The organism is Pseudomonas sp. NFACC14, from assembly GCF_900106885.1.
Classification (GTDB): Bacteria; Pseudomonadota; Gammaproteobacteria; order Pseudomonadales; family Pseudomonadaceae; genus Aquipseudomonas; species Aquipseudomonas fluorescens_AA.
In genome coordinates this window covers 118722-140177 of sequence record NZ_FNOA01000012.1, presented here as the reverse complement: position 1 = coordinate 140177, position 21456 = coordinate 118722, and the positions used below count along the sequence as shown (strand labels likewise).

The 21456-nt window shown below is 61.2% G+C and carries 9 protein-coding genes and 2 pseudogenes; 4 read left to right on the top strand and 7 right to left on the bottom strand.

The window, feature by feature from the left end; all coding sequences use genetic code 11:
• Positions 1 to 25: 25 nt before the first annotated feature.
• The 4 genes and pseudogenes from BLU85_RS18755 to BLU85_RS18740 form a co-directional block, all read right to left on the bottom strand.
• Entirely contained in the window at positions 26 to 2827 is a 2802-nt protein-coding gene (locus BLU85_RS18755) for an RHS repeat-associated core domain-containing protein (RefSeq protein WP_092202009.1), read from the bottom strand.
• Positions 2824 to 7310 (bottom strand): annotated as a pseudogene (locus BLU85_RS18750) (SpvB/TcaC N-terminal domain-containing protein). Before BLU85_RS18750 ends, BLU85_RS18755 begins: the two are co-directional and overlap by 4 nt.
• Positions 7307 to 11875 (bottom strand): Tc toxin subunit A-related protein, encoded by a 4569-nt coding sequence (locus tag BLU85_RS18745; protein WP_092202011.1) that lies wholly within the window; start codon positions 11873 to 11875, stop codon positions 7307 to 7309. The pseudogene BLU85_RS18750 and the gene BLU85_RS18745 overlap by 4 nt, the downstream one beginning before the upstream one ends.
• 30 nt (positions 11876 to 11905) lie before the next feature.
• Positions 11906 to 14455 (bottom strand): Tc toxin subunit A, encoded by a 2550-nt coding sequence (locus BLU85_RS18740; RefSeq protein WP_092202013.1) that lies wholly within the window; start codon positions 14453 to 14455, stop codon positions 11906 to 11908.
• 228 nt (positions 14456 to 14683) lie between these two features.
• On the opposite strand from BLU85_RS18740, the gene BLU85_RS18735 reads away from it, so the two are divergent.
• Together BLU85_RS18735 and BLU85_RS18730 are read left to right on the top strand one after the other, a co-directional pair.
• Positions 14684 to 14923 carry a FitA-like ribbon-helix-helix domain-containing protein gene (locus BLU85_RS18735; RefSeq protein WP_092202015.1) on the top strand — a complete coding sequence of 80 codons (240 nt, stop codon included), beginning with the start codon at positions 14684 to 14686 and terminating at the stop codon, positions 14921 to 14923.
• Complete coding sequence (locus BLU85_RS18730) at positions 14924 to 15343, top strand: type II toxin-antitoxin system VapC family toxin (protein ID WP_092202017.1); 420 nt, start codon at positions 14924 to 14926, stop codon at positions 15341 to 15343.
• Between the two features lie 54 nt (positions 15344 to 15397).
• Here BLU85_RS18730 and BLU85_RS31775 read toward each other — a convergent pair whose 3' ends face one another.
• On the bottom strand, positions 15398 to 16102 hold the full coding sequence (locus BLU85_RS31775) for a methyl-accepting chemotaxis protein (protein WP_371128544.1): 705 nt from the start codon (positions 16100 to 16102) through the stop codon (positions 15398 to 15400).
• Between the two features lie 201 nt (positions 16103 to 16303).
• A pseudogene (locus tag BLU85_RS31770) lies at positions 16304 to 17182 on the bottom strand (methyl-accepting chemotaxis protein); the annotation flags it as partial.
• Between the two features lie 347 nt (positions 17183 to 17529).
• Between BLU85_RS31770 and BLU85_RS18720 the strand changes: the two are divergent.
• Complete coding sequence (locus BLU85_RS18720; RefSeq protein WP_371128543.1) at positions 17530 to 18201, top strand: lipopolysaccharide core heptose(II)-phosphate phosphatase PmrG; 672 nt, start codon at positions 17530 to 17532, stop codon at positions 18199 to 18201.
• Positions 18202 to 18225: 24 nt separating this feature from the next.
• Positions 18226 to 19086 (top strand): phosphatase PAP2 family protein, encoded by an 861-nt coding sequence (locus BLU85_RS18715; protein WP_092202023.1) that lies wholly within the window; start codon positions 18226 to 18228, stop codon positions 19084 to 19086.
• Positions 19087 to 19183: 97 nt separating this feature from the next.
• On the opposite strand, the gene katG is transcribed toward BLU85_RS18715, so the two are convergent.
• Positions 19184 to 21448: a catalase/peroxidase HPI gene (gene katG, locus BLU85_RS18710; protein WP_092202025.1), complete on the bottom strand. Its 2265-nt coding sequence runs from the start codon at positions 21446 to 21448 to the stop codon at positions 19184 to 19186.
• Between the last annotated feature and the right edge of the window lie 8 nt (positions 21449 to 21456).

Below are 21456 nucleotides of genomic sequence, written 5' to 3'. Positions count from 1 at the left end.
GCGGGTTTGAGCTGGCCAGGTGCAGTCAGGGACTGGGACCAGGGCGCGGAGCACGATTGATAGCCAAGACATGCTCGTTATATTTCGCGTAGTCCATAGCGTGGCGCCCCGTCTGGATACTGACGCTTTCCGGGATGATGCCGCTGCAATTGAAACAGGCAATGAAAGGTTTCGGTTCATCCACGCCGGTTATTTTGTGGGTGAACAGTTGCGTGTTCGACAGCTTCATTTCAGCTTGACCCGGGTAGAGCGCAACGACCGAGTTGATCAGGCGGACTTCTCCGTGCGCCCCTGGCCCGCCCGTGAGCGTGGGAATGATGTTGTCGGATTTGTCGATGTGCGTGGCGATGAGGTTCTGGGTGTATTGCTGAAGTTCATGGACGTCCTCGACGGTCCTGCTCAGCGTCGGCTCGCTTTTTAACTCGTCAAGGTCCAGTTCGATTTTATGGATCGGATCGTTTTTCGTCGCGCTGTATCGTTCGGCCAGGTCGGCCAGGTATTCATGGGTATTGCCGATCCTGTAGCTGCCGAACTTCAGGTAGAAACTTTCGCTTTGGGCGGTGCCGCCATACGTCTTGTCTACGCCACGGTATCCCTCCGGGCCGGATTTAGGCCCGGTGAGGTTGTAGAATTCGTTGAGGCCCACGCCCAAGCCCTCGACCAAGCCATGGGAGTGAACGACCAGCTCCTTGCGTTTGGTTTTGCTGAAACTGGGGCTGGCGTCGGGATCTGGAGGACCTTCCTGATGAGTGCCGGCACGTTTTTTAGCGTGTTTCGTCGGTGGCGGCTGCATCATTTTCAGGGAACGGGCGTGGCCATCCTCTTTCATCCATTGGAGGAAATCCTCCTTCATCCATCCTTGGCGGTCGACAAACCTGAGGGGGTTGTTTCCCACCAGGGCATACAGGTTCAAGCCATCGACCGCCCCTGCCGGGTCGGGACTGATCCAGCGTTGCAACCACGGCGCGTAGTACCGCTGCCCGTAGTAATACAGGCCACTGGCATCGCGTTCCTTGCCGGAGTAGCGAAGGGTCCGGTAGTCGGCTTCCACGGCTGAGCGGGAGGCCTGCCAAGCGGTTGCGCCGTAGGGCAGGTAGCTTTCCTGGCTGATCAGGCCGCCCTGGTCGTCGAGTTCCAGTGAGCTGGAGCCCAGGTGGTCGCCAAGGCCATAGCGAATCTGGTTGGCGGCGATACCGGACGGTCGGCCTTCGGTCCAGTGCAGGTAGCGCACGTTGTAGCGACCGGCTTGCAGGGTGATGACTTCCAGGCGTTCATTATCGCGCGTGCGAATTTCGAGGCCCGGCAGATAACGGACTTCCCGAGTGTGAACCCGTGTTGCGCCCAGGGTTGTCTGGAGCTTGCGTACTCGTTGACCGCCGCTGTCGTAGCGATAGCGCTCGATGTCATCGGCAGCGTTTTCACGCCGCACCAACACCACGCCGTCGAGCTGGTTGCGCAGGTTCCATGTCAGCGCCTGGCCTGGGGAAAGCGCCTGCTGGTTGCCGTTGGCATCGAAGTCCACTGCCACGTCGGGCGTCGATTGGCCTTTATTCCAGGCGCGCAGGCGATTGCTCGCGGCGGCCACGTTCAGGGTCCGGGTGTAGTGATTGCCGTCGCGACGATGGCGCAATTCGATCAGGTTGCCGCCGGCGTCGTACTCGTAGTGTTCGGTGAAGTTGAACAGCTGATTCGGGTCGATGGGTGTTTTGCCGAGGGCTGGAAGGTCCGGGGGGCTGGTCAATCCGGCGGCCTCGCGGCCCGTCGCGCTGATCAATTGGTAAAGGCTGTCGTAGGTGAATGTGCTGGCGGCTTCGACCCGCTGGTTACTGCCGAACTGCACCGGTTGGGCCTTGTCCTCGAGGTGCGTCACGTTGCCCACCGGGTCGTAGGTGTAGCGCAGATCCTGCAAGGTGCTGGCCGCCCGCGACGTGAGCAGTTTGGTCAGTCTACCGTTGGCCGGATCGTACACGGCGCGACTGACGACCCCGTTGCCGGCCGTCTGGGACTCGATCTGGCCGGACGCGTTATAGACCAGATCGCTCATGATGACTTTTTCGGTCGCCGTGTTGCTTATCTGCAGGCCCACGGACTTGAGCTGACCGGCGACATCGAACGAGTAGCGCTGCTGGTGCTGGGCGGCATCGGTCTGCTGGATGAGTTCGGCGAGCGCGTCGTAGCGCCAGCGGGTGGTGTAGCCGTTCCCCTGTTCCAGCAAGCGATCGCGGTCTGTCTCCTGCGCTGGCCAGTCCAGGCGTTCGGCGGTGGCCAGCAGGTGCCTGGTCTGGCTGAGAGGTTTGGCGCAAAGCCCATAGTCATGGATCAACAAGGTGCCGGCGCTGTCATCGTGGCGGATCAGCGCACCGCACTGGTTATGCACCGCGGACTCCGGCGAATTGTCGCCGTAATGCCGGCATTCGACCCTGCGCGGTACGTCGCCTGCCGCTTGTTCATGGACGGCCGTCATGCGCAGTTGCGTGTCATAGGTGGTTCGCCAATAGGTGCCTCGCTGATCCCAGCAGTGCGATAGCTGCCCGGCATCGCCAGGCAGGTACAGGCGCCACCCGGCATCGATACTGTCGAGCAACAGCGTCTTGCCGGACAAGCTGAAGACCGTCCGCAGGTTCGCTCCGCCGGTCGCCATGGCAAACAGTCGAGGATCACGCTGCGCCACCGCTCGTCCCGCCGCGTCATAGTCTTGCTGGGCAATGCGCGCCTGGGAGGGCGCCTGGGCGTCGCGCCGGTAGTAGGCGATTTGCCGCACGGGCAGGCCACGACTGTCGAGGGCATTGATCGTGGGCGTCTTGTGATGAAGGCGTGCGTCGTTCATACGCCACCTCCAGCCGTGGCGGCGTGTTCGGACAGGACTTCCTGCAGCGTGTCATTCTCGTCCTCGTCCACGGTGTACCAGGGATGACGTGTATGCCGACGCAGGTAGGCGAGGCCATTTTGCCTGGCGAGCAACACGTGGCTGGGGCGTCCGAGTGGGTCGTAGAAGTGTTGGTCGAAATGCCCGGACTGGCGCAAGGACGTATCGTTGATGTGGCTGTGCCGGTCGGCGAAATATGGGCGGTAGATACGCACCGCCAGGCCCTTGCTGTTGTATTCCACCCGTTCGCTGACACGCCAGCGCCTGGCGGCGATCTGCTCCTTGGGCTTTCCATCCGTCAGTGTCAGGTCGCCCTTGGCGTCGACGACATAAGCCAGGCCCGGTTCGACGAGTTGCTTGCTTTGCAGGGGGCGCCCGAAGCCATCGAAGCCACTGACGGCGATGCGGATTTGTCTTCGGGAGTCATCCGGGTAGCGGTCGGCGACCAGCGTGGCGATGTGTATCGGTTCACGGGGCGCGGCTGCGATTTCGTGTTTCAGCTTGAGGTCGTCGGCGGAGGATGTCTGAAGCTCCGCCAGGCGGGCTCGGGCCGATGCGCGGATATGGCCGCTGGGCAGCAGGTCGCCGTTACCCACGCAACGTGCCAGCCAGTCGCTGTCCGACCGGGCAACCGTCGAAACACGTCCCATCCAACTGAAGGGCGCGTAATAGAGGGTCATGGCGGCATCTTGCAGAGCATCCCTGCTTTGGTTGATAGCATCTGCCGGGCTGCTGAACGGTGGCCGTTTGAACTGTGCGAGCGGCTTGAAACCCACGGGTGTGTGGTGCTCGTCCCCATGAAAAGAGGTGGCCAATACTTGGCCGAACGCATCGAACAGGCCTTCCTGTACGTTACCGTTAGGGTCGATGATGCGCAGGGGCTGGAGTGAACGGTAATCGCAGAACACCTGGGTGGTGCAGCCGTCGGGCAGTTTGAAGGTGGTGACAAGACAAGCGTATGGGTCATGGCCTATCTCGTATACGCCTTGGCTTTCGCTCGGTTGTACGGTCCTGGTTTTGTAGAAGCCCGCCAATGGCGCGTAGGTGGTGAAAGCGCTTTTGACTGACCAGAGTTTTTTCTCCGGCGCGGTGTCGAGAAGAAAATCGCTCATTCGGTGATAACCCATTCGCTCCAATAGTTTTCCTTTGGGGCGGCTGTCCTGTGGCAGTAATTGGAACGCGCCCAGGGCGTTTTCATCCAGTTCGGCGCTTTCCAGATGGTCGACCAGGGCCTGAAAATCCGCGACGCCGTCCGGCAGGGTCGCTGTGCTCGACGCGTGTCTGTAGCGCTGCACGGACAAGCCGGTCAGCACGCCTTGGGTTTTCCAGGTGGTCTGTTGCGTGAGTTCGCTGAGCGTTTCGAAAGACAGGTCCCGTGGGCTCAACCCCTGGTCCGCAGGGCGCTTGGGGCGCTGCAACGCCTGGGTGCGCTGGCGATAAGGCAGGCCGAGTCGCCATTGCTGGGGCGTCTGCAGATGGATGAATTCGGCACGGGTTTCGTTCAGGTAGTAGAGCTGCTGCGCCGGGTCATGCGCGTCGCGCCACCACTGTTGCGGGTCGGCTTCGCTGAACGGTGGTGTATCGCTGGCGGTTTTTCGTCGGGCGTAATGGATGTCCACGCTGTGGGTCAGCGCGCCGTACCGATCGTGTTGCAGGTTCAGGGTGTGCCGGCATTGCGGGTCATCGACAATGCCTTCGTACTGATAACTGATGGACTCCAGCAGCAGGGGCAACATTCGGGCCTGCTGGCGAACGCTGTCGGGCGCTTGCAGCAGGCGCAGCCCATAACGGTTTTCCTCCACCGAATACAGACGGGTGGTTTTCAACTGTCTGTCGATGCCGAAGACCTCGCTGCGCAATACCCGGCCACACAGGGCGCGGGACATTTCCAGTTCGGTCGCCGCGTCTGGCGAGGCAATGATGCGATCCTGCAACGACTCTGGCGGACAGTGGCACAGCACGGTCTTGCCCAGCGGCACGGCTTGCTTGTCTGCCCGGCTGTAGCCATTGCGTGGCAGGTTCACCCTTCGCCCGGTGTGAAACCAGGTCTTTTTCAGGCAGGTGGCGGTGAAGGCCTGGACGTCGGTGTCGCCGGGGCTCGCTTCAGTGTCGGTTTGCAGCAACAGGCCAAAGCCCCGAAACTCACGTTCGATGCCGTCGTAGTAACCCTGGCGATAGGAGAATGCCTGGGTCAGTCGATTGCCGGTTATTTCATCCACTTGGGTCTGAGCGCAAACCAGGTGCAGGGCCAAGGGCAAGCGACAGGTGAGGGGCTTGCCGGCCGTCATCCGCTGCAGTTTTTCATCCAGCCACTCCTGGGCCGAGCTGCGGTAGCGGATGCGCTGGTCGGCGCCCATGTTGTTGTGGATGCCGGTGAGCAGGTACGGTTTGGCGCTGACGAAGTCGTAGCGCCAATGCCGCGGCGTCATGTGCGGCGCGCTCAGGATCAGGCTGGAACAACCGAGCCCTTGCAGGTCGGCGATGCTGACCTGGCACAGAGGATCGTAGCGCAGGCCTTCCGGCCAAGGCAGGGTAACCGCGGGGCTGAAACCATGGCCGCAGCGGTTCATGAAAATCAACGCCTGGTCCGCTTGCAGATAGATCAGGTCGACAGCGCCGGAACCATCCAGGTCCGCCAGGCGGATACGCGCGGCGTCGAAGCTGTCGTAGGCCAGCCCGGGAAAGTCCAGCACCCTGGCGTTGCCGAAACGCCCACGGCCGAGGTTGGGCCAGCACTTCACTTCGTTGTGACGAATGCGCACCAGATGCTGCTGGCCGCTGCCCAGTACATCGCTGAAAGCCACCAGTTCACCGGGTGAGGCGCTGAATAAGGGCAGGGCGTCTTCGTTTTCCTTGCGAGGGACTTCCACTGGGGGGGAGAAGCCGCGCTCCCGCTGGTTGGCGTACAGGCGAAGGCTGCGCGGGCCGATCACCGCCAGATCGCCGAGCCCGGCGCCCATCAGGTCGGCCAACTGCCCTTGGGGGCTGAAAAACTCTGGCGCAAGTGCATTGAACGTGGCGAAGCCCGACCAGCTTCGTTCGGCATCGAGGGCGAAAAAGCCGCTCACTTGCGGCTGGGCGACGAGCCAATCCAAACGACCATCACCCGTGAGGTCGCTCAGGGCCTGGTGCACCGGTGTGGCCGTGTCGGTCGCGGGATGTGGGGCAGCGTTCGCCACGGCCCGTAGGTCACGTCGTCGCCTTGGGTACTGGCCCGCACGGGCTCGCGATAATGCCAGCCGTTGTCGGTTCGATGGAGCATCCCCGGCAGGCCTTCACCGTACAGGTCCACCAGTTGATAGGCGTGGCCGTCGTTGAGCCCCGGCATGTCCTGGAAACGCCGCCAGGCAAGGGGCTCAGGCGCAAGCTGGAAGGCGCTGTAGCTGAATTCGACGGGCGGTCGGCTTTCGGCCGCTTCACCTTCGCCGAACGCCTGGTCATGGGCGGCGCTAAGGAGCGGGTAACCCGGAGGTGTCTGGCGATAATCCAGCAGCAGGCGCCGTATCAGGACGGGGACGGCGCCCAATTCCTCAGGGAAACGGTGAAACATCAGGACCTGGCGACAGAGCCGTTCGGTGCGCAACTCAAAACCGTAGGCGAAGCTGGAAAATGCATCGCCCCGGGCTTGCCACTGCTGCCCCTCATACGACGGTTTTTCTGTGTAGGCGGTGGTCCGTTCGCCGTAGTCGAACAGCAGCTCGAAGTGCCATTGCGCGTTCGCGAGCCGATCCGCTGTCCACCCGTACAGGTGTGGGTCAGCCTTGAAATTGCCATAGCTGACCTGGCTCAAATAGCGTTGGGCGGTGGTGTCTGTCTTGTACTGGTAGAGGATGTGCTCACCGTGGGCGTTCAGGCTCTCCTCCAGCAGCCATTCGCCGACACGGCTCGTGTCCTGGGGATCGGTGCGCCGTGCTGAGAGGTGCTTGCCAAACAGGTGGAGGCTGCCGTCGGCACCGTGCACCAGCCAGAAGCCGGCCTTATCGTCTTGCGAGGACCAATGCTCAATTCGGTCGAAGTGGCTTTCGATCCTTGAAAAGTATTGGGTGACGGTATAGCGCGTACCCAAGTCCAGACCGTTGTAGTGGTCGATGTAGGTGGCGGCGATGACATCTTGTGAATCGCGCTCGGCTAGCCACGCCACCTCGCTGGGGCCGACGAACTCGTCATCCTCGGTGTACGCCGGTACACCCTTGCTGGTGCGGCGCGTCACGCTGGGCAATGACAGCCCCCAGCCGATGCCGAACACCCCGTTGCCGAGCGAGCTGAGATAGCTCAGGGTCAAGGGCGGCGCAAAGCCACGTCCTGGCGAAATGGGCAGGGCAATCTCATAGGAGGCCGTACCGTGGGCGCCGACGGGGCTCGATCCTTTGCCGATGCTTTGGATGGCGCCGCCCCCCTTGGGCAGGGACGGTGCGGTGACAGGCAGCGGGGCGTGTTCATTCATTGCACACCTCCGCCGACCCTGGCGGTATAGCTCACGTGCACGATGACGTCGGTCAGCGACTCCAGCAGGTCTTTTTGGGCCTCGGGGTTCGGGAAGGTCAACCGCCATTTGGAAATCGCGCCGGTGTATTCGAACGGCAGGTAGCGATCATCGTTGAAGTTCAGGGTGAACAGACCGTTATCGTCGACACCCGTCGAAAGGGCGATCTGCTGGTTGGCGCGCCAGCTCTCCATGGCCGGTCCTTGATTGTCCGGCGACAGGAACACGGTGCTGGCGGTCTGGGTCAGCGTGGCTCGAATGTTTTCATAAGGCCCGACGACGGTGGGCAAGGTCACGCTGATGGTTTTGATGCGTCGCAGATAATGTCGCTGGTCCTTGTAATCGTCTTCGAACAATTGATGGGTCAGCTCGAACTCGCATCCGCCTTGCTTCAGGTCGGCGTGCAACTGTCCCCACTCCTTGTTGAGAGAGCTGTCAGCGGTTTTGCCCTTGAGTTGTCGCAACGATATTGTCTTGCGGATCTCCAGCTCCCGCTCGTGACGTTGCAGGTACCCGGCGTGCATCTTGAACAGGTTCATCTTCAGCCGCTCGCCAGCGCCAAGCCCGCGATAGGTCGCATGCCAGGCGCCAGGTTGAATGAAGCGTGTGTCGAAGTCGGCGATTTCATACTGCCAACAGGCTTCGGCGGCCAGGCACAGGCTCAATGTCGCGTCGTAGGCCTGGCGATAGAGTGCGGCCAACTGGCTGTTCAACCATTGATACAGTTGCGCCTTGGTAAAGCGTTTGCTTAGGAAATCGTAGTGGGCCTTGGCTTGGCCCAGGGTCGATTCGGCAAGCCGCAATTGCAGGCGAGTGGCGGTTTGCTGCTCGGTGAATTGCGCCAGTTGTGCGTCGATCTGGGCCAGTTCCAGTTGCGACTGATCATACGCTTGCATCCATTCATCCCAGCGTCGATTGAACGATGCCAGACGGTCGTATTGGTCCGCTGCCGTGCGGCTGATGATGGCGGCGCTATGGGCTGCGGCGGAGGCAGAGAGCATTGGCCCTTCCCACCGGCTGCCACCGTTGCTGAAGCCAAAGACGTTGGGTAGCGTCATCAGTCCGCCTGCCGCGATTTGATAGGTCATCGCCGCGAGCTCTGAGGCTCCGCTGGCGACGTAGAGGTAACCCGCATTTTTCTCGGAGTCACTCAGGTTGTCCTCCAGCAGTTTTTTGTAATGGTTGGCGCGGCCCTGGACAATCGCTTTGCCGGCCAGCAGCGCCTGGCGGGTTTGTCGTTCGATATTCAAGGCCTGGCGTTGCAGGTCGACGGAAATTTTCGCCAGGTCCCAGGCTTGCTGTTGTTGCAACTCCTGCAACTGGGCTTGTTCCTTGCGCTCGATCAGCGACAGTAGCAGGGTGCCGAATTGGCTGAGGCTTTCCACGGCGTTCTGGGCATGGCTGTGCATGACGGTGAAACGATAGTGGGGAATGGTGACGCTCGGCAGGCCTGTCGACGGGTTGTCCGAGAGACTCAGGGCCTTGGCGCTGGAGAGGGCGCGCGGGTCCAGCGGTGCCGCGATAATCGGCAAATGCAGCGGCTTGCCGGCCATGTCGAGGTTATGCCGCAGGTTGTACAGGCGACTTTCAGCGAGATCCCAGCACTTGAGCAGTTGCGGATTGAAGGGCAAATGCAAATACGGGCTGTCGATCGCCGGCAGGGTCGGCCGCGAGCTGCCTTCGCGAAGGGCCAGTGTGTGATTACCGGTCAAGCCGGTCACGGCGTATTCGAAGGTGCGCAGGCTGTCATCGGCGGTGTCGCTCAGCGCTTTCAAGCTGATGGCAGTCCAGGGATCGGCCGGTTGGACGACCGGGCGTGGACCCAGCAGGTCCAGCACGCGCACGTACCACAGCTTTGCCTCGCTGAGCCCGTCAGGGGTCATCTCGCGGTACGCGGCATCGCCTCGGTTGATCAGGATGTCGAGATACAGAAAGTACAGCGCCTTGCGAAAGTGCACGGGATGACTGAGGGCAATCTGATGGGGATCGTGGGGGGCCTGGTGGGAATACGAAGGCATGCTGTCGTCGATCAGCGGCACGCTCCGCCAAAACGCCTTCCTGTCGCGACCCGGGTCGAAGGTATAACGCAGCCAGCGCTCGGCCTCCTCGTGGTGCTGTTCGGCATTCAAACGATGGGCGACCAGCCAGGGCAGATAGAGAAACAACTCGGTGAAGTAACGGCCATAGGCGCCATGGAAATCCATGCCGTTGGCCAAGTCACCGGGCATCGCGGGTTCCTGCAGGTGTTGCGTCGTCCAGTCGAACAATTCATCCAGACTGTTTTCGGTACGGCGGATCAGTTCGGTGGCGAATACCGTGTTCAATCGGATGGGTGGGCGAAGTCGGCTGGAGGCGTCACTGGTTTCGATAGCGGACTTGGCGAAGTCGATGAATTGGGTGGTTCCCAGGCCGGGTGTCGTGACGTGGGTAATGGTCGGAGGTTGCTGGCGCTTTAAAGGGAGCTTCAGCGTAATAGCCTTGAGGACGGAATAGAGCTTCGTTGCCGGTTCGAGGGGATGGACGAACGCCACCCCGAGAAGAAGCGTGGTGCCGTCGTGACCGGGATCGTTACCGGGCCACTCGAAATCGAAGGACTGTGCCAGGTGCTCCGCGGGTATGGACTCGGCCACGACGGTCAGGTCGTCGTAGGTCAGGGGGCGGTCCGCTAAGGTGGGTGGTTGCCGGAAGACGACATATTGCTTGTTCAGCGGTTCATCGCGGAGAACGGCGAGGGGCCCCACGTCAAAAGGTTTGGCGTGCGCCGCTTGCAGGGTAATGGTTTCCGATGCGGTGGTGGAGGAGCTTGTATTCTCACGCCGGCTCGCCTCGAGCATTCGCCTGACGGCATCCGTGGAAATGAATTTACCTTCAAGGTTGGTCTCGCGGGATAGCGTGACGGTGGGCGAGTGTTCACTGTCTCTCAGTGCGTCAGGCGTGTGCCTGAAGGACAGCGTGAAGCGTCGGTCGAGAGAGACCGGGGTGTTGATGAGGCGAAGTCTCGAACCTCCATTGAGCCTCATGTAGGGAGTTTGCGGCAGGCTTTGAGCAGGGAATACCAAAGTGAATTGAAGGTGAGGTTCAACAGTGGAGGAGTTATCCACCCTCAAGTGCATTGTGTTACGTTGCAGGTCACTTATGAATCCTACGCTGGTAATGCCGATGTTCGCCGTCATGTGCAGTGTGAGCCTGGACCCGTGCCTGGTATAGCGCAGGTTGATCCGATCGCGATAGGCACTTTCGAAATCCGACATGCTAGAGGGCATGTCGCTGGGCGGGGCAGCTTCTGCGAGTTCCAGGTCTGTGGAGGTTTTGGCTTGGATGCGCTGGACGGCAGTGTCCAGGAATGCTTTCTCGGTGGCGGAGTCCGCCGAGCGAACCGATTCAAGGCTGAGGTGCTTGTCGATGCAAGTCGTTCTGTTGAATACGAGGCTATTGTCGGTGGTGACGCCCGACGCTACCAGGGATTCATAACCATACAGGGCCAGAAACAGGACGTCTTGCGAACCGTTGCTGTGCCTTACCGCAATGGTGCGAATAAATGCCTTGATCGCGTTCACGTCCTTGCTGCCAAGTACCTCATTCTCGCAATAGCCTTGCAACGCCACCCGCGGAGTGCTCCAGTTGCCGTCCTGTTTCTTGAAGCAATAGCTCAAGCGCAAGAGCGGGTGAGTCTTGCCCGATGGCGTGGTATTGGTCTGCGAAGGAGCGTTGGCGGAGGGATCCTGGTGGATGCATTCGGCCCAGGTCACGAACAGCCGATTGTTGAACCAGACCGGCCGAATCGAGTGCTCGGCCGCATTCTCGGGAATGGGCACGTCGGCTTTTTCCCAGTCCGACCAGGCGAACGGATCCGGCTGGTTCCGCTTGGGTGCGATGGCCGGTGGTGGCGCAGGGGGGCCGTCGAACGGACGCTGGGCCATGTTCAACGAGCGCCAGAAGTAGCTGTTTTCGGAGCGGGATTTGGCAATGAAGTAATAGGTGCTGTTGGCAAAGTCCGAGCCGTCGATGTAACCGTTGAGAATGTTCAGGTTGGCGACTTCTTCGAAGCGGGTCAGGTAGGCCATGACCGCCGTTTGAACGGCATCGGGTTGAATCTGGTTCTGGCTGAGCTCGTTTTCCAGTTGCCGGAAATTCTCGCTTTTATCAGCCCTCAGGGCGGGGTCGAGATAAGTCGCGGGGAAGTACAGCAATTTTTGATGGGCAGCCCAGGTGGGGTACTGATGCATCTCATCGCGCCATGTTTTCAAACGCTCGGCGCCGATACTGGCCGGGTCGTAACCGGGCTCCAGGTTCATCAGGATGCGGTTGATGTACTGCTGCAGGCTGGCAATGGCGCAGGCCACTGGCGTGGTGGGCACGTCCTGGCTGACCAGCACATCGAGCAGCCAGTATTCGTAGAGGTCACGGGCTGTCTTGAGCTGGCGGGTTTTTGTCGTGGCCTGGTCAGGCGCGACCTTGTTCAGATAGAGCGCCAGCAGGGCATCGCGCAGGCTTTCATCGAGCTGCTTTTTCAGGGCAACGGTCATATTCGATCCTTGAATATTGAAGTAGGGTGGTCAATGGCTGGCCGCGATCAGCGCTTCGCCGACGGTTTTCCAATCCGAAACAGGGCTGTGGGTATTCAGTGCGGTTGCCTTGAGTAGCTGCTCTGCCGACAGCCCTGTGCTGACGCAGCACGCTTGGCAGCGCATGACCCAGTCCAGCGCTTCCATTGACGTCGCACGTCGTGGTTCCAATTGCGCCGTGAGGCGTTGCACTTCTTCGTTGTTCCAGTTCAGGAGACTGGCCAGCAGGCTGTTGGCTTCTTTTTCCGCCTGTTGGTCGTCCTGGTTGGCGACGTGCAGGTAGTGCAGCAGGTTTTCTTCCGACTGCGCCTGGTGACGGGCGCAATGGCTGAAACGCTCGAGCAGATACAGCGTTTGCGGGGTGAGGGCTCTGGAAGTGTTCGGGGCCAGCCATGTCGGGTTTGTCATCAAGGCGTTCAGCGTGCTGCTGCTCAGGTGCAGGTGTTGGCAAGCCTCGGCGGTGCGAAGTACCTTTGCCAGCGCTTGCGGCATGATGCCCGGGGCAGCCTTGATGGCCGCGACAAGCGCCTCGGCATCGGTACCGGCCATTTGCATCACGTGGGGAACGAGCTCGCTGGAAAGGTCGGCCATGTCATGCAGGAGGGTTTCAACCAGGTGCTGAGGGACGTGTTCGGTGTCCTCTCGACGTCTCGCCAGGCGTTGTTCCTGGTTCTGGTTCAGTGGCAAGCCCGCTTCTGGTTCAGCGAACAGACGACACCACCGCAGCACATCGAGCCCGTTTTGCCTGAGCCAGTCGACGGCCCAATCCAGGGCCATCAGCACGTCGAGAATGTCGGGTGTCGAGGATGCCGGGGGAGACAGTCGCCCGGTCACCAGCGCCTTGCCGTAATCGTCCCCTCCCAGTAGCCGGGCCAGCTCGGTGCACTCCAGCGGCGATAGGCCCAGCATCCGGGCGATGCGGGCCTGGCGGTAGAGGGATGAAACCGTGGGCAGGTCGTGTTCCAGTCCCGGCAGGTATTGTTCGCTCTGTTGCACAAGCAATAGCAACGCGTCCTGGCTCATGGGCAATCCGAGGCCGGCACTCAAGTAGCTGAAGGTTTGCTGGTCGGTGACGGCCAGTGGCTTCTTGGGGTATTGCCACACGGGGTTTTCAAGCAAGCGGGTGCGATTGAACACCTGATCGAACAACGGGACTCGTTCCCCGCAGGCTTCAACCGGCATGTCGTGCAGCAAAGAAGCAAACTCTTCAGGCGCGATGCCATGACGTTGGTTCAGGTACCGGTAGACGCCAAGGGTGCGCAACGTGTTGGCGCTGAGCGTGTCGCTTCCCTCGGATCGCAGGGCATTGATGATCAGTGTGTCCAGTTCGGCCACGGGGATATCGGTCCAGCGATGCAGGCGGATCATGCGCTGGAGACGATCGAAACGTTCATCGGAATAGTGCAGGAAGACGCGCGACGCCCCTTGGGTTTCGATGCGCAGGGGGGGAGTACTTTCCGACCCGTTGATGTAGCTGGCGCCATAAACGCTCTGCGTGGCGTCCGGGCTGTTGATCGAGCTGCGAGGGCTGTAGCGGCCTTGCGCCAGGAATTGTTCCACCTGGTCCGTCGTCAGCCCGGTGCGTTCCTGGAAAAAATCGAGCTGATCCAGGCGTGTGATGTCCTGGGTGCCATAGCTTTTCTTCAGCGCTTCAGGCCTGGCGCTTGAAGCGCTTGGCGCGAGTAGCAGGTTCTGTTGTTCCGGGCTGAGGCCGGACAACAGCTTTTGGGCATCGACATGAGACGTCGTGACGCGCCCGTACGCCGAAGGGCCTCGTGAAAATGGCAATTGCAGGCTGATCCGATAGTTCAGCTCGCCCAGCGCGGGTTTGCCTGCGCCCAAGCCAAGCAGACATTGGTGGTGATGCAGGTCGTAGGGCAGCGAGAAGGGATAGTGCTCACCGGCCAGCACCTGCTGGACGGTCTCGTTCCTGCCGGTACTGGCCAGGTGCGCCGCGATGTTGCTGCGCAGGGTGTCGTTGATGATGTCGAGCATCGGGCGTGTGGCGGAGGCGCTCTGTCGGTCGAGCATTAGCTTGCCGAGGTCCGGGCGCCGCTCCTCCAGGGTGATCCTGGCCGCTTGTACAGGGGCCGGTAGCTGCTCCAATTGCCGGGCGAACAGGTACAGGGCGCGCAGATACGCCACCGGTGAGTCGATGGCGGCGATGTCGCCTTCGTCACAGAACTGATCCCAGTTTTCTTCGAAGAGTGCCTGATAGCCGGAGGACGCTGGCGTTGAATCCGAATCCGGGCTGTACCGGAAGCTTGGCTGGGTGTCCTTCCTGGGTGATACGCGGTGCTCCTGGTACAGGCGGCTGATTTGTCCGGCATAACTCACAGCGCTGTCATACACCCGCCCGGCATCCGCGTCGCTGTGCTTGGCGAGTTCGAGGGCGAACTGCGTTTTGTCCATGCGCACGATGTCGAACACCGACGTCACTCCCATGCGCTGTAGGGCTGTTCTGAATTTGGTTTCTGAAGTTTTCTTGCGGGAAGGGAAGGCGACGAGCCGGTGTAACAGCGAGTCGTTGCTAACGTCCATGTGGGGTCTATCTCCTGTTCGAACGGAATGTGCGTTTCGGAGAAAACCGTACAGGAGCGTGCAGAAAAAAACGGTAGGACGTCAGGGGAAGATGTGTAAGAAAGGGCGATGCGTGGGGCGGTTTTGGATTCCCGGTGGTCCCTGGGGGCTGAGGGGGAGTGGCCGCTAGACAAGTTGAGCGCTTTAAACTAGCTTGCAATCAATGATTTCATTGATTGCAGGTGTTTTATGGCCAGCCTCACTATTCGAAACCTGGACGATCAGATAAAGGAACAACTGCGTATCGCGGCAGCCCATAACGGCCACTCCATGGAGGAAGAGGCCCGGCTGATTTTAGGGCGTGCCTTGGCAAGAGTGAGCCCTGAAGGTGGATTGGGGAGTCGCATCCGAAACAGATTCAGTGCCCTGGGCGGTGTGGAGCTGGATCTGCCTGCGCGTGACGAAAGGGCCAATGCGGCGGATATCTGAATGATAGTGCTCGATACCAACGTGATTTCAGAGTTCATGCGTGCAGAGCCGAACGCCAGTGTCCTGGCCTGGGTTGATTTGCAGCCTGCAATGGAACTGGTCATTTGCGCTGTCACCGTGGCGGAAATTCTTCATGGTGTCGCCCGGCTGCCTTCCGGCAAGCGCAAGCAAAAGCTTGAAGCCCATGCAATGGCAATGTTCGAAGAGGATTTTGCTGGCAGAATCCTGCCTTTCGATGCCCATGCGGCGGTTGAGTACGCGACCCTCGTTGCGTCATGCGAGGCGAAGGGGAGGACGGCCGGCATGGCTGATGCACAGATTGCCGCTATTTGCCGTACTCACGGGGCGCTGATTGCAACTCGCAATACCACAGACTTCGAGTTCTCAGGGGTTGAAGTCATCAACCCCTGGAACGCTTGAAGAGGGCTTCATCCATAACGCCCGTATCCCATCGGAACCGGGCGTTGTCCATGATCAAACCCTGAAGTGGCTCACCATCATCTGCAATTGACTACCCAGCCGCGCCAGTTCCACGCTGGAAGCGGCGGTTTCTTCGCTGGCGGCGGCGGTCTGTTCTGACACGTCGCGCACGTTGATGATGCTGCGGCTGATCTCCTCGGCCACGGCGCTTTGCTGCTCGGCAGCGGCGGCGATCTGCTGGTTCATCGACTGGATGTTCGACACCGTGCGGGTGATGTTTCCCAGGGATTCTCCAGCCTTGCGAGTCAGGGCCACGCTGCTGTCAGTGAGGCTGCGGCTGTTGTTCATCACGGCGGCCACTTGCTGGGTACCGTTCTGCAGGCCGGCCACCAGGCCTTCGATTTCCTCGGTGGATTTTTGCGTGCGCTGGGCCAGGCCACGGACTTCGTCGGCCACCACGGCGAAACCACGCCCGGCTTCACCGGCGCGGGCCGCTTCGATGGCTGCGTTGAGCGCCAACAGGTTGGTCTGCTCGGCCACGGCCTTGATCACGTCCATGACGCTGCCGATCTTGTCGCTTTCCTGTTGCAGCACGGTCATGGCGTCGGTGGAACGCACCACCTCGCTGGCCAGGCGTTCGATCTGGGCGATGGCTTCGCTGACCACCTGGTCGCCGGCCCGGGCTTCGCCATCCGCGGCGGCGGCTGCCTGGGAGGCTTCTTCGGCGTTGCGCGCGACTTCCTGGACCGTGGCGGTCATCTCGTGCATGGCGGTCGCGACCTGGTCGGTCTCGACTTTCTGGCTGTTGACCCCGGCGCTGGTCTGCTCGGTCACGGCGGACAATTCTTCGGCGGCGCTGGCGATCTGGGTCACGCCATCGCGGATGCCGCTGATCAGGTCGCGCAGGGTCACGCCCATGCGTGCGATGCCTTGTTGCAGCACGCCCAGCTCGTCACGGCGGGTGACGATGACATTCTGCGACAGGTCGCCACTGGCAATGCGTTCGACCACGGCCAGGGTTTCGCGCAGCGGGCCGGTGATCTGGCGCGTGATGATCACGGCCGCGATGACGCCGACCAGCAACGCCAACAGGGTGCTGACCAGTTGCAGGGTGCGGGCCTGGGCGCTTTCAGCGTCGCGGCGGTCGAGTTGGATCTGGTACAGCTGTTCGCTCAAGGTCACGATGGTCGCGCCCTGGTCGGTCATTTCCTTGCGTGCCTGGACCACATCGGCGGTGGCCACTTTGAAGGCCTGCACGGCGCTGCGGTATTGGGTCAGGGCGTTTTCCAACTGGCGCAGTTCGTCCTGGCGGCTGCTGGAGAAATGTTCATTCAGCGGCTTGAGCGAAGCGATGGCGGCGTCCAGTTGGGCGATGGCCTTGCGTTCGGTGTCGGCGTTGCTGTTGGCGGTGTAGCCGCGCACTTCATAGCGGGCCAGCATGAAGGCCTGCTTGGCCTCGGTGATGGCCTGGAACTGGGCGAAACGCTCATCGCTGAGGGCCATGTGCCGCACGTCGGAATCGATGGCCTCGATCAGCTTGTAGGCGACCTCGGCGTTCGCGCCCATGGCGTCGCGGGCGCTGTTGCCGGTGCGGTAGGCGCTGCGCATTTTGTTCAGGGAAACCTGATAGGCACCGATGACCGCGCTCTGCTCCTTGAGCAGCTTGACGTTTTCCGGGCTCTTGAAGCTGCTGAGCAGGGTGTTCTGTTGCGCCACGAAACCATCGAGGGTGGTTTGCACATTTTGTGCGGCGGTTTCGTCGCCATTGGTCAGCATGTATTGCAGGCGGGTGACGCGAAGTTTGGTCAGGCCGGCGTTGAGCTGAGTGATGTCGCTCATCCAGTTGCTGCGCTGGATCAGACCGCCCAGGCTGGTCCAACTGGTCAGGGCCAGCAGGCAGGTCAGGACCAGCACCAGGCCGAAGCCCAGGCCCAATTTCATGTTGACGCTAATGTTGCCAAACCAGCTATTCATCAAATTCCTCCAGGAACGTTGTGCTGCTTGATCATCGATTGGCTGGAAGATTGTTGTTGTTAAGAGCCAGCAAGAGCATGTAGCAGGGCTGTATCGGCGAGGGTCCCTGGATCTGAAGCTTTTTTTCACATCGGTTTCACTGCCTGCCTACGTTGGCCTCTCTATTGTCGCGCCATCGAATGACTGGGTGGATGCCGTCGAGGCGGCTTGATGTGGAACTGAGACTGAGCCTTTTCGGCCTGACGCGCTCGATCGATACGCGTTGGTTTGCCCGTTACCAAAACACCCTGGTCGTGCTGGCTTCGGCGCTGCTGGTGATCCCGTTGACCTTCTGGCTGCTGAGCCCGGCAGCGGTGCCGGACCTGGCCCATGGCAATATCGCCGGTGCCCGGGCCTTGGCCGATGGCTGGGCCAAGGGCGAGATGATCGTGCTGGTGCGCCATGTCGAGCGCTGCGACCACTCCAAGGCCGCGTGCCTGAATGATCGCGAGGGCATCACGGACCGCGCCCGTGCCGTTGCGGTGGGCCTCGGTGCCCGGTTCGAGCAACTGGGCCTGGACAACGTCGACCTCTACAACAGCCCGCTGGTGCGTGCGACCCAGACGGCGGGTTACATGTTCAACAAGGTGAGCACCGGTGACGATTGGCTGATCAATTGCCGGCATGACCTGCTGCGTAATGCCCTGGCCCACAAGGTGGCGGGGCGCAACCTGATTCTGGTCACCCATAGCGAATGCATGCAGGCCATGGAAACCGCACTCCAGCGCCCGACTTCGGCGTTCGGCTATGGCGCTTCGCTGTTCGTTTCCACCGCCCAGCCCCAAGCGCCACGCTTGCTTGGGTTTATCGAGGCCTCTGACTGGCACTCGGTGGCGTTTCAGTAACTTTCCCCACGATTAGGACCGCTCATGCTGACGTCTGCTCGCGCCCGTTTCTACGGACTCAACCTCGGAATTCCCTTGGTCTGTGCCGCCGTGGTGTTCCTGCTGTTCGACCTGACCCGCATCGACATCGCCATCAGCGATCTTTTCTACGATCCGCTGCACCAGGTTTTTCCGCTAGAGCACGTGCGGCTGTTCGAGCAAATCACCCACAAGTGGGCGAGGGTCATCCCGAACTGGACCGGCGAGGCGGCCATAGTGGGGGCGCTGTTGTCGTTTTTCTGGTCGATCTTAAAACCGGAAAAGCGCCCTGGGCTGCTTCGCCTGCTGGATAAGACCCGACTGAGCAAACCACTGCGTTTTGCCCACAAGCATCGTCGCGACTTTCTCTACGTGGTCTTCGCCTTTTCCCTCAGTACCGGGGTGATCCATTACCTCAAGGGCCACACCAGCGTGTACTGCCCGGTGGAAACCACCCAGTACGCCGGCAAGATCGAGCACAAGGAATGGTTCCAGAACTTCGACCTGCTGAACGTCGCCGGTGACGGTCGGTGCTGGCCTGGCGGTCATGCGTCCGGCGGCTTCACGATGCTGGCGCTGTATTTCGTCGCCCGCCGCTACCGCTGGCGTCATTCGAAAGCCTTGATGTATGGGGCGCTGGCCCTGGGGTTTGTCTACGGCACGACGCGGGTCCTGCAGGGTTGGCACTACATGTCCCACACGTTCTGGGCGGGGATTTTCGTCTGGTTGAGTTGTTGGCTGATGGCGTTGCTGTTTTATGGGCGGGCGGCCTTGGAGCAGCCTGTGTTGGGCAACGCACTTCGTCAGCCTGAACGCCAGGCAAAAAAAAGCCCGCTGGGAGCGCGGGCTAAAACCTTAGTTTCTTGAATGAGCGAGGGGACTCTACCCAATCCCACGCAGGCGTGGGGTGAAGAAAAGTTCATGAGGCCGCGTCCTTGCACGACCTCATGGGCTTGTCCCCTTCTCACCGCACATCGAACCGATCCAGGTTCATCACCTTGACCCACGCCGCGATGAAGTCCTTGACGAACTGCTCCTGGGCATCCGGGCTGGCATAGACTTCGGCCAGGGCCCGCAGCTGTGCGTTGGAGCCGAAGACCAGGTCGACGCGAGTGCCGGTCCATTTGACTTGGCCGGTCTTGCGGTCGCGAGCTTCGAAGGTTTCCTGGGTGTCGGAAAGGGCTTTCCATTCCACGCCCATGTCGAGCAGGTTGACGAAAAAGTCGTTGCTCAACGTCCCTGGCCGTTGGGTAAAGACACCGTGCGCGGTATGGCCGACGTTGGTATCCAGTACCCGCAGGCCGCCAATCAGTGCCGTCATTTGCGGAGCTGTGAGGGTCAGCAGTTGTGCCTTGTCGATCAGCAGCGCCTCGGCGGACACGCGGTACCGGCCCTTGAGGTAGTTGCGGAAACCATCGGCGATGGGCTCGAGAAAACCGAACGACTCGACGTCCGTCTGCTCCTGGCTCGCGTCCATCCGTCCTGGCGTGAAGGGTACCGTCACGCTGAGCCCGGCATTTTTCGCGGCCTGTTCAATACCGGCGCTGCCAGCCAGCACGATCAGGTCCGCCAGAGAGATTTTCTTGCCGTCGGCTTGGGCGGCATTGAACTCGTTCCGAACCCTTTCCAGGGTCGCCAGCACTTGGGCCAGTTGTTCTGGCTGGTTGGCTGGCCAATCCTTCTGCGGGGCCAGGCGCAGGCGGCCACCGTTGGCACCGCCGCGTTTGTCGGAACCACGGAAGGTGGAGGCCGCGGCCCACGCCGTGGACACCAGCTGTGAAACCGTGAGGCCCGAGGCCTGCAACTTGGCTTTGAGGGCGGCGATGTCGCTGTCGTTGACCAGCGGATGGTCGACCGCCGGGATAGGGTCCTGCCACAACAGTTCTTCATTGGGCAGTTCCGGGCCGAGGTAGCGTGAGAGCGGGCCCATGTCGCGGTGGATCAGCTTGAACCAGGCGCGGGCAAAGGCGTCGGACAACTGCTCCGGGTTTTCCAGGAAGCGCCGGGAGATTTTTTCGTAGATCGGGTCGAAGCGCAGCGCCAGGTCGGTGGTCAACATCGTTGGATTACGCCGTTTGGCCGGGTCATGGGCATCGGGGATGATGCCCGCGCCTGCGCCGTTTTTCGGCGTCCATTGATGCGCGCCTGCCGGGCTCTTGGTCAGTTCCCATTCGAAGCCGAACAGGTTCTCCAGGTAGTTGTTGCTCCAGCGGGTGGGCGTGGTGGTCCAGGTGACTTCCAGGCCGCTGGTGATGGTGTCGGGCCCCTTGCCGGTGCCGAAGGTGCTCTTCCAGCCCAGGCCTTGCAGCTCCAGGCCCGCGGCTTCGGGCTCGGCGCCGACATTGTCCGCAGGCCCGGCGCCGTGGGTCTTGCCGAAGGCGTGGCCGCCGGCAATCAGTGCCACGGTTTCTTCGTCGTTCATCGCCATGCGGCCGAAGGTTTCGCGAATATCCAGCCCGGCGGCGACCGGGTCCGGCTGGCCCTCGGGGCCTTCCGGGTTGACGTAGATCAGCCCCATCTGCACGGCGGCCAGCGGGTTCTCCAGGTTGCGTCCTTCGTCAGTGCGGCTCTCTTCGTTGCCAGGTTCGGCCACCAATTGGCCTTCGCCGGGATCCTGCATGGCGGCTTTGTCGGGCTTGCCGTAGCGAACATCGCCCCCCAGCCATTTGTTTTCGGAACCCCAGTAGACGTCTTCATCCGGCTCCCAGACATCGGCGCGACCACCGGAAAAGCCGAAGGTCTTGAAGCCCATGGACTCCAGCGCGACGTTGCCGGTGAGGACGATCAGGTCGGCCCAGGAGATGTTGCGGCCATACTTCTGCTTGATCGGCCACAGCAGCCGACGTGCCTTGTCGAGGCTGACGTTGTCGGGCCAGCTGTTGAGCGGCGCAAACCGCTGCTGGCCGGAACCCGCCCCACCGCGCCCATCACCGGTGCGGTAGGTGCCTGCACTGTGCCAGGCCATGCGGACAAAGAGCGGTCCGTAGTGGCCGAAGTCCGCTGGCCACCAGTCTTGCGAGTCGGTCATCAGCGCATTCAGGTCTTGTTTCAAGGCCTGGAAGTCCAGGCGCTTGAACGCCTCGGCATAGTTGAAGTCCTCGCCCATTGGGTCGGACAGCGAGGAGTGCTGGTGCAGGATCTTCAGATTCAGTTGGTTCGGCCACCAGTCGCGGTTCGTCGTGCCACCGCCAGCGGCGTGATTGAATGGGCATTTCGATTCGTTTGCCATGAGAAGCT